The sequence below is a fragment of the Bacillus sp. sid0103 genome (genome assembly GCF_019219025.1).
The window spans coordinates 38,482-55,828 of sequence record NZ_JAHUWN010000022.1 but is presented as its reverse complement, the minus strand read 5'-3'; the positions used below and the strand labels follow the sequence as shown (position 1 = coordinate 55,828).

14 protein-coding genes are annotated in these 17,347 nt (G+C 36.9%); 13 read left to right on the top strand and 1 reads right to left on the bottom strand.

Going from position 1 to position 17,347, the window contains the following annotated elements; translation table 11 throughout:
• Positions 1-72 precede the first annotated feature (72 nt).
• The 11 genes from KW850_RS22185 to KW850_RS22140 all read left to right on the top strand — a co-directional run bounded on the left by KW850_RS22185 (position 73) and on the right by KW850_RS22140 (position 15,174).
• Complete coding sequence (locus tag KW850_RS22185) at positions 73-924, top strand: MurR/RpiR family transcriptional regulator (protein WP_218349931.1); 852 nt, start codon at positions 73-75, stop codon at positions 922-924.
• A gap of 21 nt (positions 925-945) precedes the next feature.
• Positions 946-2,094, top strand: coding sequence for an amidohydrolase (locus tag KW850_RS22180; protein ID WP_218349930.1), 1,149 nt, complete (start codon positions 946-948; stop codon positions 2,092-2,094).
• Positions 2,095-2,122: 28 nt separating this feature from the next.
• Entirely contained in the window at positions 2,123-2,944 is an 822-nt protein-coding gene (locus KW850_RS22175) for a GNAT family N-acetyltransferase (protein ID WP_218349929.1), read from the top strand.
• A gap of 20 nt (positions 2,945-2,964) precedes the next feature.
• Complete coding sequence (menC, locus tag KW850_RS22170) at positions 2,965-4,074, top strand: o-succinylbenzoate synthase (protein WP_218349928.1); 1,110 nt, start codon at positions 2,965-2,967, stop codon at positions 4,072-4,074.
• A gap of 211 nt (positions 4,075-4,285) precedes the next feature.
• Positions 4,286-7,024 carry a hybrid sensor histidine kinase/response regulator gene (locus KW850_RS22165; RefSeq protein WP_218349927.1) on the top strand — a complete coding sequence of 913 codons (2,739 nt, stop codon included), beginning with the start codon at positions 4,286-4,288 and terminating at the stop codon, positions 7,022-7,024.
• A gap of 5 nt (positions 7,025-7,029) precedes the next feature.
• A complete protein-coding gene (locus tag KW850_RS22160) occupies positions 7,030-7,875 on the top strand; it encodes a CheR family methyltransferase (protein ID WP_256358382.1) in 846 nt (281 codons plus the stop codon).
• Complete coding sequence (locus KW850_RS22155; protein WP_218349926.1) at positions 7,817-9,886, top strand: PAS domain S-box protein; 2,070 nt, start codon at positions 7,817-7,819, stop codon at positions 9,884-9,886. Before KW850_RS22160 ends, KW850_RS22155 begins: the two co-directional genes overlap by 59 nt.
• A 23-nt stretch (positions 9,887-9,909) precedes the next feature.
• The gene (locus KW850_RS22150; protein ID WP_218349925.1) at positions 9,910-10,860 is read left to right on the top strand and encodes a sugar ABC transporter substrate-binding protein; all 951 of its coding nucleotides are present in this window, start codon (positions 9,910-9,912) and stop codon (positions 10,858-10,860) included.
• Between the two features lie 274 nt (positions 10,861-11,134).
• Complete coding sequence (locus KW850_RS34315; RefSeq protein WP_374226380.1) at positions 11,135-11,218, top strand: putative holin-like toxin; 84 nt, start codon at positions 11,135-11,137, stop codon at positions 11,216-11,218.
• Positions 11,219-12,009: 791 nt separating this feature from the next.
• Complete coding sequence (helD, locus tag KW850_RS22145; protein WP_218349924.1) at positions 12,010-14,319, top strand: RNA polymerase recycling motor HelD; 2,310 nt, start codon at positions 12,010-12,012, stop codon at positions 14,317-14,319.
• A 78-nt stretch (positions 14,320-14,397) separates the two neighbouring features.
• On the top strand, positions 14,398-15,174 hold the full coding sequence (locus KW850_RS22140; RefSeq protein ID WP_218349923.1) for an arylamine N-acetyltransferase family protein: 777 nt from the start codon (positions 14,398-14,400) through the stop codon (positions 15,172-15,174).
• A gap of 93 nt (positions 15,175-15,267) precedes the next feature.
• Here KW850_RS22140 and KW850_RS22135 read toward each other — a convergent pair whose 3' ends face one another.
• Positions 15,268-15,510 carry a glutaredoxin family protein gene (locus tag KW850_RS22135; RefSeq protein ID WP_218349922.1) on the bottom strand — a complete coding sequence of 81 codons (243 nt, stop codon included), beginning with the start codon at positions 15,508-15,510 and terminating at the stop codon, positions 15,268-15,270.
• Between the two features lie 691 nt (positions 15,511-16,201).
• Between KW850_RS22135 and KW850_RS22130 the strand changes: the two genes are divergently transcribed.
• Together KW850_RS22130 and KW850_RS22125 are read left to right on the top strand one after the other, a co-directional pair.
• The gene (locus KW850_RS22130; RefSeq protein ID WP_256358381.1) at positions 16,202-17,197 is read left to right on the top strand and encodes a DnaD domain protein; all 996 of its coding nucleotides are present in this window, start codon (positions 16,202-16,204) and stop codon (positions 17,195-17,197) included.
• On the top strand, positions 17,197-17,340 hold the full coding sequence (locus KW850_RS22125; protein WP_218349921.1) for a hypothetical protein: 144 nt from the start codon (positions 17,197-17,199) through the stop codon (positions 17,338-17,340). Before KW850_RS22130 ends, KW850_RS22125 begins: the two co-directional genes overlap by 1 nt.
• Positions 17,341-17,347: the final 7 nt, after the last annotated feature.

Here is a 17,347-nt window from a genome sequence, read left to right as displayed (position 1 = left end):
TAAAAAACAATAAAGAAGTTACTGCAACAAATTTAAAATATGAAGCATTTCCTGCATAAATAGGAGGAACGTATGAAAAGCTTTGAAACGATGATTAAGGAAAAATATGAAACTTTGTCTCCAGGGCAAAAAAAAGTAGCAAAACATCTAATTGAGAAACTGGATGAAGCGGCTTTTAACACAGCTACGATGATAGGACGAAAGGTAGAAGTCAGTGAAACCACCGTCATCCGTCTTTCATATGCGTTGGGATTTAATGGTTTTAGCGATATGCAGCATTACATTCAACAGCAAATTGTAAACAAAAGTTTGCATCCATTTAGTTCAGATCCGAAAATCGAAAATCGAGTAGAAGAGCACAACTCTCTATTCACAGAAATCTTGGAAAAGGATATCCTCTCCCAACGACAAACAAATCATCAACTCAATGAAACAGAACTATGGAAAGTCGTTGATGAATTAATCAAAGCAGATCGAATCTTCATTTTGGGTATGGGTGCATCCTATGCACCAGCCCACTGGTTTTCTTTTCAACTTCATTCTCTACGCGATCAAGTCACGCTTTGCCCCTCAACGGGAGAGATTTATGAGCGGTTAGGCGATTTAAGTGATCACTCTGTTCTATTTGTAATCTCGTTCCCTCGTTATTCGAAGGAAACCCTTCATATTGCAGAATGTGCAAAAAAACAGGGGGTTCCATTAATTTGCGTTACAGATCGTTTATTGTCTCCAATCGGTCGAATCGCTGATTATACATTGACAACGGAGGAAGATTCCGAATCGGCCGCCCATTCGATCACACCAGCAATCATTTTGTTGGATTTTATCATTGCCGGGATGAAAGTGAAAGATTCGGATCAGATCCAAGCGCGACAGCAGAAATTAGAAGAGCTTTACTCGAAATATGGTGTTTTTGTTGAATGACCAAAGGAGAGGAGCTATTTTATGAGCCAGCTTATTGATTTTATTAACGGCCAGGAACAAGCGATTCTAAAAACATATGTTGACCTACACCAATTGGCTGAGCCAAGTTGGCAGGAACATAAGACCTCACACTTTATTAAGGCAGTATTAACCGAAGCGGAGATACCTTTTAAAACATACGAAGGGCATTTTGGTATTGTTGCCGATATTCCAGGAGAAGGCAACGAGATAGTCGCTTTACGTGCCGATATGGATGCCCTATTACAAGAAGTGAAAGGAAAGGTTCAACCCAATCATTCCTGTGGGCATGATGCCCACAGCACCATGGTACTACATACTGCCTTGGCTTTTGCGGCTTGTAAACCTTATCGATCGAAGCCAGTTCGTTTCATTTTTCAACCAGCAGAGGAGAAAGGTGAGGGTGCACTACAAATGATGCAAGAAGGAGCTTTGGATGGTGTCCATTACTTATTTGGTGTTCATCTTCGTCCATGGGATGAAGTTCCAATGGGAAAAGTAGCTCCTGCGATTGTTCATAGCTCCTGTGCCACCATTTACGGGGTAATTAAGGGGAAGCAAGCACATGCATCCCGTCCACAAGATGGCAACAATCCGATCGAAGCTGCATCTTACTTAATCCAAGCCTTGCAAAACATTCGCTTAAAAAACCAGGATTCTTTTTCTATTAAAATGACAGGCTTACATGCTGGCGGAGGTTCCTCCAATGTCATTCCCGAAACCGCAAATTATATTTTGGACTTACGGGCAACAACAAATGAAGCAATGGATGAACTGCAGTCCCGAGCATTGGACTTGCTAGAGAAGGTAGGTGCTTTGACTGGGACAAGTATAAGCGGAACGGTGAAAGAATTTGTACCAGCCGCAAGATTAAATAAAGAAGCTATTAAGTTAGCAATGGATGCAGTTGCCGTTGTCATGGGTGAAGAAAATGTAGACGACAACTGTATCTCACAAGGGGGCGAAGATTTTCACTTCTATACCCTTCAAAATCCGAAGCTAAAGGCGACCATGCTTGGATTAGGCTGTGACTTGCGTCCTGGACTTCACCACCCAGACATGCAGTTTAATCAGAAGGCGCTCCTTTATGGAACGAAAATATTAACTAGTCTACTTTATAATGCTGCTTCAATAAATAAAAGTGTCATCTAATTAAGTAACAGGAGGAAGGTTACTCAAAATGGATTTACAAGAACCGATTATATTACGCATGTTACATACGGCAGAAGAATTGACTGCCGTTAGAGACTTAGAAAGTTTGGTATGGGCTGACGAGGATCCGGTCCCAGTTAACCATAGTATCGCTGTTGTTAAAAATGGCGGAATGGTGATTGGAGCTTTTTCGGGAGCTCGTTTAATTGGATTCCAGTATAGCTTTCCTGGATTTGATGGTAAAACTGTTTATCTATGTTCGCATAGCATGGGGATTCACCCAGATTTTCGGAAAATAGGGATTGGAGAAAAATTAAAGCTAAGGCAGCGTGAAGAAGCACTTAACATGGGCTATCAACTAATCACATGGACGTATGATCCACTGGAAACAGTCAATGGCTATCTTAATTTAAGCAAATTAGGTGGAGTATGTACGCAATATATTGAGAATTGCTACGGTAAAATGCCTGATATCCTTAATGCAGGCTTGCCTTCTGATCGCTTTTTAGTGGAATGGAACGTAGCTGGTGAAACGTCGAAGCGGAGAGAAGATTCTGCTGATCTCCATGAAGTGCCGCTTTTAATTGATGTGGAAATGGATGCCCAGGGCTTCCCGGTTCCGAAGTCTGTCTTTCTTGATTACGAGGAGGATGCCGAGGTCCTGTATGTACCCGTCCCAAATCAATTCCAATCCATTAAATCGAATAATTTGAAGGCTGCATTGGAATGGCGAATGAAAACCCGCGAGGTTTTTACCCAATATCTGAGTAAAGGGTGGATGGTTACTGCATTACGGAAGAGTGATCATTCTTACCTTCATCACTATGTAATATCTAAGAAACGTACTTAACGGAATGAGGGATATATAGAATGGAAATACAACGAATTGTGTTAAGACATATGAAAATGGATCTTTTACACCCCTTCACGACAGCTGTAGGGACCGAATATGATAAAGATTTTATCTTGGTCGAAGTCAAAACAAAGGATGGTATAACAGGATGGGCTGAATCCGTGGCTGCGATTGATGCCACTTATAAGGAAGAGACTGTCAAAACCAATTGGCATATGATGGAGGATTTTCTGATTCCACTTCTTCTAAAAGAGCCGATATCTCATCCTGATGAGGTCTCCAAACGGTTTCATCATGTTCGTGGGAATTATATGGCAAAGGCTGCCCTTGAAGGTGCGATTTGGGACGCTTATGCTAAACAGCAAGGAGTAAGTCTTGCGAGTGCCCTTGGGGGAACATTAGAAAAGATTGAAGTCGGCGTCAGCATCGGGATTCAGGATACTGTCGAAGAATTATTAGCTTTGATTGAGAGTCATTTACAAGAAGGATATAAACGTATCAAGGTGAAAATTCAACCGGGTTGGGATATAAATATTTTAGCAGAGATTCGAAAACATTACCCTGATATTCCATTAATGGCTGACGCAAATACTGCCTATACCTTAGATGATATCGATACCCTTAAGGCAATGGATCAATTTAATTTAATGATGATCGAGCAGCCATTGGGCTTCGATGATATTGTCGATCATGCACAGCTTCAAGCACAAATAGAGACACCCATTTGTCTGGATGAGAGTATTCATAGTGTGGAAGATGTGAGAAAGGCAATTCATCTAGGAAGTTGTAAAATTATTAATATTAAAATCGGCCGTGTTGGCGGCTTAACAGAATCTAAAAAAATCCATGATTTATGTGCGGCGAATGGGCTTCCGGTTTGGTGTGGAGGTATGCTTGAAGCTGGAGTTGGAAGGGCACATAATATCGCGATAACCAGCCTGTCTAATTTTACACTTCCAGGTGATACCGCTGCTTCTGCATGTTACTGGAAGGAAGATATTATTGATCCAGAGGTAATAGTCGAAGATGGGATGATTACGATTCCAAAACAACCTGGTATTGGATATGAACCGAATCGTGAGCAGATTGAAAAGTATACCTTGTATAGTCGTACATTTCATTCATAATTTAGAGATAGTAACCGGACTAACTAATCGCAGTTAGTCTTTTTTTTGAATAAATATTATATAGACGATAATAATGACTTAAAGTAAAATAAGAAAATATGTAGTTTAAATAGGAAGATTCAGCGTTTTGAATTTTCTATTTTTTCGGATAACGATAATTTGAGTTTAATATATTAAACAGTTTGAAAACGGTAGGAATTAGGGAGGTCTTATGAAATTTAAAACAAAACTTTATACAAGTATTGGGTCCTTGCTGCTGCTATTTTTTATTATCGCTATCATTTTAATGAACATGCTCAAACAAACGACAGTTAATATGAACGTTGTTGTAAATGATTTAAATGAAAGAATCGAAATGGCTTCCGAGATTAAATACGAGACTTCTAGAATCGGTCTAGAGATTACATCGATGTTAACAGTCCATGGGAATGATATCCAATTAGATGCAACGAATTCTTGGGAAGATTCCCATACCAATTTACAATCTGCAATTGATTCACTAGAAAAAATGGACAAGCAAGAAAAATCAAAAGAACTAATCGCAAAATATAAAACATTGCATGACCAGTATTTAACTATGGGTCAACAAGCTATAGCAACAAAAAAACTAAATCCGGCAATGGAAATTCCGGCTGTCTTTTGGACTGATTCAGAACTGATTAGGCAAAGAATGAATCAAATTGCTGATCTTCTCTATGGATTGCAAGAACAAAAGATGAAAGATGAACTATTAAGATCTAAAGATACATACAACTGGGCTGTCACCATCATATACATTTATCTTGCCATTGCCTTATGTATTGGCATTGTTTTCACGATTTGGATTATTAGAGGTATCACAAATAACCTTAACAACATAACAGAAGTGATGAAAAGTGCTATCACAAGTGATTTTAGTTCATTACCCCGAATTCAGATTTCAACTAAGGGTGAATTAGGTGAAATCGCTGTTTCCTTTAATAAAATGGCACATGCACTCGAGGAACAAAGTAAGCTAGAGAAACAATTAAAAGAAGAAGCAGAAGATCAAAGTTGGCTTCATGCAAAAATTGCTGAAATAGCCACCATCTATCCTGAAGTTGAAAATGTTTCTATGTTAGCACAATTGTTAATTACAAAGCTTGTCCCAATGGTAGGAGCAAGTTACGGAGTTTTCTATGTTAAGGAAGTGGAAGAGAGAGAGCAGTATTTAAGAAAGATATCTGCCTATGCTTCACTAGATAATAATAAAGATTATATGCGGTTTCGTTTTGGAGAGGGTCTTATCGGCCAATGTGCACTTGAAAAACGTTCTATCTTACTAACCAATGTTCCAGATCATTACGTTAAAATAGGATCAGGAACGGGAGTTGGTTCACCCAAAAATATTATTATTTTACCGATTCAATTTGAAAATGATGTACTAGCTGTCATTGAAATTGCATCATTTGAGTCCTTTTGTCCCCTCCAGGTTAAGTTATTGGAAGCAGTAACTAATAATATAGGTATCAAGATAAACAGTATTGTTAGTCATATGAAAGCAGAAAGATTATTGCAAGAATCACAAGCATTGACAGAAGAACTCCAATCTCAATCAGAAGAACTGCAGTTACAACAAGAGGAATTAAGGACGACGAATGAAAAACTTGAGGAGCAGTATATAGCCTCTGAACAAAAGAACAAGGAAATTGAAAAGGTGAGAGAGGCACTTGAAGAAAAAGCGCAACAATTAGAACTTAGCTCTCAATATAAATCCGAGTTTCTAGCCAATATGTCACACGAGTTAAGAACTCCACTTAATAGTTTACTAATTTTAGCTCAAATACTTGCTGAAAACGGGGATGGTAATCTTACCGTTGAGCAGGTTGAGTATATTCGTACGATCTACTCATCTGGTAATGATTTACTTCATTTAATCAATGATGTCTTAGATTTGGCGAAAGTGGAGTCAGGAAAATTAGATGTCAATCCTAAAGAGGTAGATCTTCATGATGTCCAAGATTTTATCGAAAGACAATTTTCCCCTCTTGCGATTCAAAAAAATGTACAGTTTTCAATTAAGATGGAAGGAAGTTTAGCAGGGACATTCTATACGGATGAACAACGCTTACAGCAAATTTTAAAAAATCTCCTTTCAAATGCGTTTAAGTTTACTGAACGTGGCAGTGTATCATTAGATATTCGGAAGGAAATAAAAGAAGTCAGTGGGCAGCTTTTTGAGGGAGAAACTCGAGAGCAATCGATGCTTGCTTTCTCCGTGATCGATACAGGAATAGGCATTGATAAGGATAAACAAGAAACAATATTTGATGCCTTTAAACAAGCAGATGGAACGACAAGTCGTCAATATGGAGGCACTGGATTAGGACTGTCCATTAGTCGCGAAATGGCCCAGTTATTAGGTGGATATATAGAGGTCTCTAGTACGAAGGGAAATGGAAGCACCTTCACTTTATATTTGCCATACTTTCAAACAAACAGCAAAATAGTAGAAAATACCGCTTTGGAAGAAGCGGCCATAAGTCTTTATGAAGATGATTCACTCAAAGATTTAGAAGGTCCAATAAAACCAGATGGCATTTCTTCTTTGAAAAACAAGAAAATTCTCATTGTAGATGATGATATACGAAATGTGTATGCCTTAACCATTGCTCTTGAGAAGTTTGAAATGGATATAATTGTAGCAGAAAATGGCCGTGAAGGGATTGAGGTATTAAAGGAAAATCCAGAAACAGACCTCATTTTAATGGACATTATGATGCCTGAGATGGATGGGTTTGAAGCAATGCGGCGCATTCGTCATCTAACTGAATTCCAAACGATCCCAATCATCGCCCTTACAGCTAAGGCAATGAAACGCAGCAGAGAAGAATGTTTAAATGCGGGAGCAACGGATTATATCAGTAAGCCAATTAACTTAGACCAGTTATTTTCCTTAATGCAAGTATGGCTGTATAGTAAGGAGGGGTAGAGAATTTGATAATAAAACCTAATATTCTACAGACAGATGAGATAGAAAGAATAGAAATCGATTTACTGCTAGAGGCCGTTTTTCGATTTTATGGTTATGATTTTCGAAACTATGCCTTTCCTTTCATCCAAAGGAGAATTATCCATCGTGTTCGTAAGGAAAATCTACCAAGTATATCTGCTCTCCAGGAAAAGATACTTCGTGACCCAGCTGTCATGGGGGAATTGCTTTCTGATTTCTCGATTAATGTAACAGAGATGTTTCGGGATCCTTCATTTTTTAAGACATTCCGAACAAAGATCATCCCTTTAGTAAAAGATTATCCTGAAATTCGAATTTGGCATGTTGGCTGTTCATCAGGAGAAGAGGTCTATTCTATGTCTATTCTCTTGCATGAAGAAGGGATTTACGAAAAAACGAGAATATTTGCTACTGATATAAACAAAAATGTTTTAGAAAAGGCGAAGCAAGGGACCTTTCCATTAGACAGGATGCAGCTCTACACTAAAAACTATATCGAGGCAGACGGGAAAAGGGCCTTTTCGGAATATTATAAGGCAGTGGATGATAAAGTATTTTTCCATTCCTTTTTGCAAAAAAATGTGGTGTTTGCCCAGCATAATTTAGTAACAGACCAATCGTTTAACGAGTTTGATATTATTATATGCCGAAATGTCTTAATCTATTTTAATAAGGTTCTTCAAAATCATGTCCACACGTTATTATATAAGAGCCTAAGCCCAGCAGGGTTTCTTGGGTTGGGTATAAGAGAGGGGATAAAATTTACAAGTTATGAACACTGTTACAGAGAATTTGACGCATCAGAAAAACTCTATCGAAAAGTTAACTAGTCCCCATTCTAATAAGGTAAATATATTAATGGTGGATGATCATCCTGAAAATCTATTAGCATTGAAAGCTGTACTTACATCTCCCAATTATCACTTGGTTAGCGCAAATTCAGGTAAAGAAGCGTTAAAATGTATGCTAAAACAAGATTTTGCTGTTATTTTACTGGATGTACAGATGCCTGGGTTAAATGGTTTTGAAACAGCGAAGCTTATTAAGGCTAGAGAAAAAACTAGACATATTCCAATCATTTTTATAACAGCGATTAGTCTAGATATGGAACATGTGTATGAAGGGTATTCAGTTGGGGCCATTGATTATATTATGAAACCCTTTAATCCAAAAACATTGAAGTATAAAATTGAACAATTTGTTAAAATACACCAAAATCATCAAGAAAATATCATTCAAACTGATCGAGAACGTAAAGTTGAACTGAATGAGATGAATAAAAAGTTAGATAGGACCACCTTAAATTTACGTCGTACAGAGGCATTATCTAAAGTTATTGGTGAAACCATCGTTGACACGATCCTTACGTTTGACGATCAGGGATCTATATTATCGGTGAATCCAGCAATAAAAAGCATGTTTGGATACAGAGCTGAGGAATTAATCGGCGGCAATGTTTTGAGGCTTTTTCTAACTTGGATGGGAGATCATGTCCAAGATTCTTCGTTTTCTTTCTTATCCTCTATAAAAGAATCCGCAGGAAAGGTGATAGAATCGGTAGCTGTTCGGAAAGATGAAAGTCACTTTCATGCTGATATTCTAATTGGTGAAACCACCATTGAAAAGCATAACCTCTTTGTATGTAGCATTCGGGATGTCACAGAAAGAAAGCAGATAGAGGAGATTAAGAAACTTCAATACAATAATATGGAACAAATAGTAGAAAAACGAACGCAAGAACTGATAAGGGCTAATGAGAGACTACAAAATGAGATAGAGGAACGAGAAAGGATCGCCAGCCATCTGTACCGTTCCCAAGAAAGATTTCGTAAAATCTTTGAATCTAGTCCCTGTTTAATGGCGATTTTTTCTCAGAAGAATTTAACCTTTATTGAAGTAAATACTAGTTGGTTAAATTTTACTGGTTATAGCATGACAGAGTTGGAAAAACACAAAATAAATGTAAAGAATTTTATCGATGAATCCACAGGAAAACCAATTAATCTGGATCTGAAAATTCGTAATAAGAAAATTAGTTATAAGACGAAAGACGGCGATATTCGCGATGGATTATTATCGACTGAAATGATTGATATCCATCCTGAACCATGTACGCTCATGGTTTTAACAGATATTACGGAAACCGTTCACTTAGAGAAAGAGATGTCTCGCTTAGATCGTTTGAATTTAATCGGTGAGATGGCTGCAGGAATCGCCCATGAAATCAGAAATCCCATGACTACTGTTCAAGGGTTTTTACAATTATCAAGGAATGACAGCGCTAATTTATCAGCAGAGATCATTGATTTGATGTTAGACGAATTAACAAGAGCAAACTCTATTATCACGGAATTTCTTAATCTAGCCAAAAACAAGGTCAGTGTGAAGAAAAAGCAAAACTTAAATACGATACTTGAAGCATTATCTCCATTAATTCAAGCAGAAGCTTTTCGGTCAAGCAAACATGTTAAGCTGGAGTTAAATCAGTGTCCGGATATATTCATAGATCAGAAAGAAATCCGTCAACTTATTTTAAATATTGCTCTAAATGGGCTAGATGCCATGTCGTCTAACGGAAAACTTACCATTAAGACTTATACGGAAAAACAGGCCGTCATTTTAGAAATAAAAGATCAGGGTCATGGCATTAGCCCGGAAGTACTACAAAAATTAGGAACACCTTTCTTTACAACGAAAGAGACGGGAACCGGATTAGGTTTGGCTATCTGCTACAGTGTTGCAAAACGACATCATGCCGAAATTGATATATCAACGGGCGATGAGGGTTCCACTTTCTCCATTCGATTTAATATAAATCCTAGTCCTACCGACTATTCTTAAACTAAAAGAGAGGGGAGGATATAGTGTTCAAAAATGGAAAACTAGTTATTCTTGGTGGAGCAGTTATTTCTGTTATCATTATAAGTTTTATTTCTAAATCATTTGCAGACGAAAGACCGAAAGTGGTTATTGTTTTAAAGAATATGGACACACAATATTGGGAAATTGTTAAAGCAGGTGCTGAAAAAGCGTTCAGTGACTTTGGTATGGAAGGGAAAGTTATCGCACCACTTGATGGTTCTACTAGAGAACAAAGGAGATTATTAGAGAAGACTTATCAAGAAAATCCAGATGTATTAATTGTCGCACCTATTGATTCAACGGTTATACCTTTATTGGATAGGTATACGAAACAAAAAAAAATTCCTGTATTGTTAGTAGATCAAGATGATCCTTGGCAAAATAAAACTTCTTATATCGGTACCGATAACGTTGATCTAGGAAAGAAGGCAGGCTCGCTTTTAGCCTCGCAACTTCAACCTGGAAATAAAGTTGCCATTATCGGTGGACATTTATCAGTCTCAGTATTTAGAGAACGGATAAATGGAGCTAAAATGGCTTTAAAAGATGCAGGAATCATATTAGCGGCAGAAACAGTATGGAATTCGGATGATGCAGAGACAGTAAAAAAAGAAATGACAAAGATATTGCGTGAGCATCCGGATATTAAGGGTGTCTTTGCCACACATGACATCTCCGCATTACTTGTGATAAAGGCATTGAAGGATCAAGGTGTTGCTATCCCTGTCATTGGAGCAGACGGGATTCCTGATATGCTGAATTTAATAAAGAATGGAACGATAAGTAGTACAGTGGCACAAAATCCGTATGATATGGGATATTTAAGCGTTGAAACAGCATTGAAAATTACAAAGGGTAAAAATGTTGAAAAAGTCGTTGATACGGGTGTAGATATAATCATTAAAGAGAATGCAAAGCAGAGATTAGACTTCCTGAATAAATTGTTAAAATGAGTAAATGAGTGTCGGGCACCTTCCAGATTCTTGGAGGGTGCCTGATACTTGAAAAAAAGCCAAAAACTAAGTAGAAGCTGTTCTAAACTTACCTAGGTACTTCTAACCAAACTCAATGTAGAACAAAGAATAATTTCGTACGTATGGACCTATTTTATTTCAAAAACAAAACATATGTTCCTAATTTTAGAATTACATGATAAAATAGAAGAGCAATAGAATAGGTTCTCTCAAGGGTGGTCGGCACATTCCCTCGGAAAGGGGGTGATGCTGATTGACAGTATTTGAAACATTCATGATTATGATTGGATTTGCAAGCCTGATTGTAGCTGTTCTGTCATTTAACCAAAAAAAATAATCCACCCTTGAGTATAGCAGCCCTTGGTGGATTACTTCCGCTTTATGCTGATTCCCTTGCAGGGAACCTGCTATTGCATTGACCGTTTGGTGTTACCTGCACCAGCGGTCTTTGTTATTTTATGCGATTATATAGATATATTATAACCAAAATATCGAAAAAAGAAAATAGAGTAGGAGTATTAATTAGGTTATTGGACCGTGTAATCAAGGAGATCATGGGAACGATTCTTATGGTGCGCTCACTCATTTAATGCCTGAGCACCGCTCTTAGGAATGCATAATTCAAGCTAAAGGAAAATATTTATAAAAAGTATGGTACATTTAGTGTCCTTGTAGAGCTTCTAGAAGGGAGCCAATTCTTTGAATCGAAATCGAAATAAAAATGTACAGTTAACCATTTTATTGCTTTTTTGCTTACTGGTCATTCTTATTGTCCATGCTTTACTTCATATTAGAATTTACTTTGTATACAGTACAGGTCTTGGTCCTATTTTTTTAATAGGCTTGATTATTTTCCTAATTGCTTTACTATATTTCAAAGGGTAAAAACACAGTGAGATAAGGTCTGAAAGAGCTTTAACTCGAAGCAACAATATATGTGACCATGATGTGGGGAAAAATCGACTACTATTTTTACGTATTAACAGAAAGTATATTGTATTAACACTTGTCAAATGGTAAAATATAGCTCAATTGTTAAGGAAAGCATCTACAAAAAAATGTAGATGTTTCTTTTTGTGCCTGTTCCATCGTTCTAAAACTCATAATGAGAGGTGACGGATTAAGAGAATGAGCTCGAAAAAACAAAAATCAGTTCGTGAACACAAAGATTATCAAGCAGAAGTTGAGCGCTTAGAGTTTACAAAGGAATATATTAAAAGCGTATTGGAAATGTCGAAGGGAAATAAAGAACAGTTCGTTGAGAATTTGAAAGAAGCCTTTGCTGAACTGGATACATCAGATAGTAGTTTAAGCTACATGACCCTACTGACGAATGCTCAATTTTTAGAATTGGCCGAGAGTGAATTGGAAAGGTTAGCAAGCGTCATCGGCAAACCGTACTTTTCTAGAATAAATTTTACAAACAGTGGTGACTCCGAAGAAGAGATTTTATATATCGGAAAAGCCTCACTGTTTGACCGTGTGAATCAGATCCCCATTATTGTCGATTGGCGCTCTCCGATTGCAAATGTTTACTATGATGGCCGTCTTGGGAATGTTACATATGACGCCTACGGGGAAACGCAAAGTGGTTATTTATCGCTAAAGCGACAGTATGAAATCGAGAATGGATTATTAAAAGAAATTAGAGATATCGATTTAACCACACATGATGAACTATTGCAGAAATCCTTATCAGGAAAAGCAGATAATCGACTAACCGAGATTGTAGCGACCATCCAAAATGAGCAAAATGAAGTGATTCGAGCTTCTCTTAAACACCCCATAATCGTTCAGGGAGCTGCTGGAAGTGGAAAAACAACCATTGCACTCCATAGAATTTCCTACTTTCTCTACTCTTCTGGATATCGATTTCCTCCAGAAAAATTAATGATTCTTGCACCTAATAAATTATTTATCGATTATATTTCCGCCGTTCTGCCTGATTTAGGTGTAAATAAAATAAACCAAACTACCTTTATTGAATTTATGAGAAGGTGTTTAGGCAAGAAAATAAAATTATTATCTCCGAATTCGAAATTAATGGCCCTTATTAAAGGGAATGAAAAATCAAAATCGATCCAATGGGTTTCTAGTTATAAAGGATCTCTGGAATTTAAGGAGTTAATCGACCACTATTTAAAAGAAATTGAGTTTAATTTGGCACCTTGCGAGGATTTTATCATTGAAAAATCACGGTTAATGAGAGGGGGAAAACTCAAAAAACTATTTATACAAGAATTTCAATACTTACCTATTTATAAGAGATTGGATAAAATTAAAAATCTATTAGCAAATGATTTAAGAATAAAAAAATCGGTGATTCTTTCTAAAATTAATAGCAAATATGACGATGCTTTAGAAAAGCTCCTTTTTAGCAGCAGATTAAATTCAGAAAAGAGAAGGGAAAAAGTAGTCTTTCTCATGGATTCAAAAGAAAAAAGAATCAGTACGGTGGAGCAGGAGTCAAAGGTTGCCATAAAAAATTATATGAATTCTTTTGTTAAAAAAGATATTTTTACATTATACAAAGAACTAATGACGTCACCTGAACTTTTACAAAAGTATTCCCCTACACTTTCAGAGAGTGAATGCAAGAGGTTAAGTAACTATTGTCAAAGGATTTTTAATAAAAAGGCGCTTGAACTTGAGGATTTAGCTCCGTTATTTTATATGAAGGCGAAATTAGAAGGTATAGAAGAACAATATAAAATGAAAAGTATTTTCATTGATGAGGCCCAGGACTATAGTTATTTCCAATTTGCCGCACTTAAAGAAGGTTTTGAAACAGAGTTGTTTACGATCGTGGGAGATTTAGCCCAAGGGATTCATTCCTATCGAGGATTAAATAGTTGGGAACCACTAGTAAATGATATTTTCCCAAATGCTAATTATCAATCATTGCAGAAGAGTTATCGAACGACGGTCGAGATTATGCACTTAGCAAACGACATTCTTTCTATCATGGATAAAGACTTGCCAAAAGTAGAACCAGTCATTCGACATGGGGACAAACCACTTTATACGAAAATCGACCCTGCCAATCCGGAACAGGTAAAAGAGATACTTGAACATGATATTCATGTACTCAAAGAGGAAGAGCTTAACTCGATTGCGATAATTGGAAGAACCGACAAAGAGTGCTTACGAATACATAATATGTTGGAAAATAGCAATCTTCCAACTCAGCTATTGAAAGAAAAAGAAGATATGAAAAAGGGATGCGTAGTGATTCTCCCTTCGTATCTTTCAAAAGGATTGGAATTTGATGCCGTACTGATTCTTACCTTGGAAGAATCGTACAGTGAAGAAGAGTTAGACATCAAATTGTTATATGTAGCCATGACTAGGCCGATGCATAGGTTGTATTTATACGGGAGTGCGCCATCGGAATTATTATTAAATAGAGTTAACTCTGCAAATTTGAATACGAAGTGAAATAAGTCAAGTGCAAGGCACTATCCAAATATACGGGAGGTGCCTTGCACTTAATATTAGGGCTTGGAGGAGAGAAAAATGCAAAACCTGACGTCTTTATTTCACAAAAGAATAGACATGCCGAACAACCAAACAATTACCTTTGAAAAGTTAGCTGAGGTTCTTGAAAAAACAGCACAAAACATCCCGTTTGAAAATTTAAGCATCATTGAAAACAAAATACGTAAGATTACAAAGGAAAACTTAATGTACAAAATAGTGGATAGAAATGAAGGCGGACTTTGTTATGAATTAAATTCGCTCTTCTATTTCTACCTAATTGAAAATGGGTTTAATGCAGTCATAACAGACGGTGTTGTCTATAATCAAGCTGCGGAAGAGTATCTTCAAATTGGAAGGACGCATGTAACAGTGCTTTTAAATCATGAGGAACAAACGTATCTAATTGACACGGGTTTTGGAGGGAATTTACCATTAAAACCTGTTCCGTTATCCGGAGAGACCATTTCTTCTTATAATGGGGAGTTTCGAATAAAAAAAGTAAATCATGAATATGGGGACTATTGTTTAGAGATGAAATTAAAGCATAAAGATACAGATTGGAAAATTGGTTATGTATTTGATTCCCAGAAACCAATTGATGATGAAGCGAATTTGAATGCGATCCAAACAATTATTACCGAACACCCGAAATCACCATTTAACAAACATCCATTGGTAACTCGACTTACCCATAATGGAAACATCACCTTAACAGATACCACATTTACCCAATGGGCTGATGGAGTTGTATCTAAAGAGAACATTGATAATGTGAAATTCAAAGAGCTGGCGAAACAACATTTTGGGCTGTAAAAAACAGGCGAACAGTGATAGTCACTGTTCGCCTGTTTTTTTTAGCTCCTTTATTGATAGCTTATTCTCGAACATCAAGTTTTTTAACATACATTAAATCCCTAATATTCCAGCCAATTTCGATTGATCAAATCCTAGGATAACTTCTTCACTATCATCGTCTTTGATAATGGTTGCTGGTGTAGCTGCAGCACCTAGTTGAATAAGTTCTTGAAGATATTGATCATCTTTACGGATGTCTCTTTCTTCAAATTCAATCCCATTTTCTTTTAACCATTGTTTTTCTGCATGGCAAGGCGGGCATGTCTCTTGAGAATATATAATCACTTTTTTCATTTTATTACCTCCACTTCTTTAAAGTTATTGTACAATGAATTCTGCTTCCATGGGTACCATTATATACTTTAGGATCTATATTCAACCTCGTGACCTCATTGCGAGTAAATGCCACTGGGGCAGGACTAATTGTAAAAAGTGCCTGATAATGAGTCGATTATAAGGAAGGAACCTTGTGTGATTACGGGAACCAAATAATTCTTGAAGTTGTCAAGAAGTATTCCAACCTACGGGCATGCTTTTGATTAAACTAAAGACAAATCATGGTGGAGGGAGCAAAAATTTAATGGAAGAAACGGAAGCGGTCAAAGAGAGAAACCAATGAGGAAATAATCATTTAATACTTAACTCAAAACAATTCAATCATTTTATGTACCCGTGAAAACAATAGAAAATTTTTCCCAAATTGCAAAAAACGCCTTCAAAAATCATTTTTGAAGGCGTTTTTTGACGTTTATGCTCTAAAAATGCCCTCAAATATGAAAAATGGAGATTCGCTTTACCCCGCCAAACTCGATATCGTAGAAGTGCAGAGGATGCGGGCTTTCACCTAAATCCCGCGCAAAGGACAAGGTGATGAAAAGGTGTCATAAAATATTCACATTCTATTGATAAACCTATGACCTTTTTCTTTATTTATTTCTATATCAAGTATGAAGGAATTTTATTAGAAGAAAGGCAGTGGTTGAAGATGGCAAAATATCGAATGGTACGTACTGATTTTTGGAAGAATCCGGTGGTTTTAGAAGAGATGAGCCCCGAGGACAAATACTTTTATCTGTATCTTCTTACCAATCCACATACAACCCAAATTGGCATCTATAAAATTACCCAAAAACAAATGGCATTTGATTTGGGGTATTCGATTGAGAGTGTTCATTCGTTAATGGAACGATTCACCCTGCACCACAAGGTCATTCGATACAATCCTGAAACAAGAGAACTCGCGATTAAAAACTGGGGGAAATATAACCTGCATAAAGGCGGGAAACCGGTCATGGATTGTATTTATTCCGAATTAAAAGATGTCGAGGATCTCTCGCTGATCCTTTATGTTTCGGAATCCATTGTTAAACAGGAAATTCTCAGCTTATTTGAATCCTTTTGTGGACAAGAAGAAAGGTTTAACAGCAATAATATGAGTGAAGAAGATGAAAAAGATACATATATCGATACTGAAAGCGAAGAGTTAGATGATCCGTTCATGCAACGTTATACGATACGGGGACAAAAAGAAAAAGGAAATAATAATTTTAATATAAATATAAAACAACAAAAAGAAGCTTTTCATCCAAATATAGAGGAAAATCCAAACATCGAGAATCCTTTACAGAATGATGTGAAAGAAATTGTTGAGTTTTGGGACAACAATGGATTTGGTTTTTCGAACGTGAATGCCAAACAACAGTTACTATCTTGGTTAGATGATTCTATCTTTTTACAGCCGAAAGATGTGATTTTAAAAGCGATGAATATTGCTAGTGCCAATAACAAGCGAAAGCTTAGTTATGTGGTTGGGATTCTGAAAAACTGGGTAAATGACTCCTTACAGACCGTAGAAGAAATTGATTCTTTTTATGAGAGTGAAAATTGCGCACCAAAGCATAGGAAATCAACCGTATCGTTTCCTGCCGGAAGAGCGATTCCAGGTGGATTTAAACTTGACCTTACGGCAGGTGAAGAGTAATGAGCATCGCCGAAAAAGCGTTTTTAGGGAGCTTGATGAAAGCGGAGTATTTGCTCAAGGATACCGTCATCCAACCTGAACAGCTGGAAAGTACACGGCATAAAGAAATCATGCGCAGAATGGTGGAGTTAAACATTAACTAGAATTCGC

Coding starts and splice junctions, on each gene's coding strand:
- menC (WP_218349928.1), top strand. CDS start 2,965: ATGGAAATACAACGAATTGTGTTAAGACATATGAAAATGGATCTTTTA.
- KW850_RS22165 (WP_218349927.1), top strand. CDS start 4,286: ATGAAATTTAAAACAAAACTTTATACAAGTATTGGGTCCTTGCTGCTG.
- helD (WP_218349924.1), top strand. CDS start 12,010: ATGAGCTCGAAAAAACAAAAATCAGTTCGTGAACACAAAGATTATCAA.
- KW850_RS22135 (WP_218349922.1), bottom strand. CDS start 15,510: ATGAAAAAAGTGATTATATATTCTCAAGAGACATGCCCGCCTTGCCAT.
- KW850_RS22175 (WP_218349929.1), top strand. CDS start 2,123: ATGGATTTACAAGAACCGATTATATTACGCATGTTACATACGGCAGAA.
- KW850_RS22125 (WP_218349921.1), top strand. CDS start 17,197: ATGAGCATCGCCGAAAAAGCGTTTTTAGGGAGCTTGATGAAAGCGGAG.
- KW850_RS22130 (WP_256358381.1), top strand. CDS start 16,202: ATGGCAAAATATCGAATGGTACGTACTGATTTTTGGAAGAATCCGGTG.
- KW850_RS22185 (WP_218349931.1), top strand. CDS start 73: ATGAAAAGCTTTGAAACGATGATTAAGGAAAAATATGAAACTTTGTCT.
- KW850_RS22155 (WP_218349926.1), top strand. CDS start 7,817: ATGAACACTGTTACAGAGAATTTGACGCATCAGAAAAACTCTATCGAA.
- KW850_RS22140 (WP_218349923.1), top strand. CDS start 14,398: ATGCAAAACCTGACGTCTTTATTTCACAAAAGAATAGACATGCCGAAC.
- KW850_RS22180 (WP_218349930.1), top strand. CDS start 946: ATGAGCCAGCTTATTGATTTTATTAACGGCCAGGAACAAGCGATTCTA.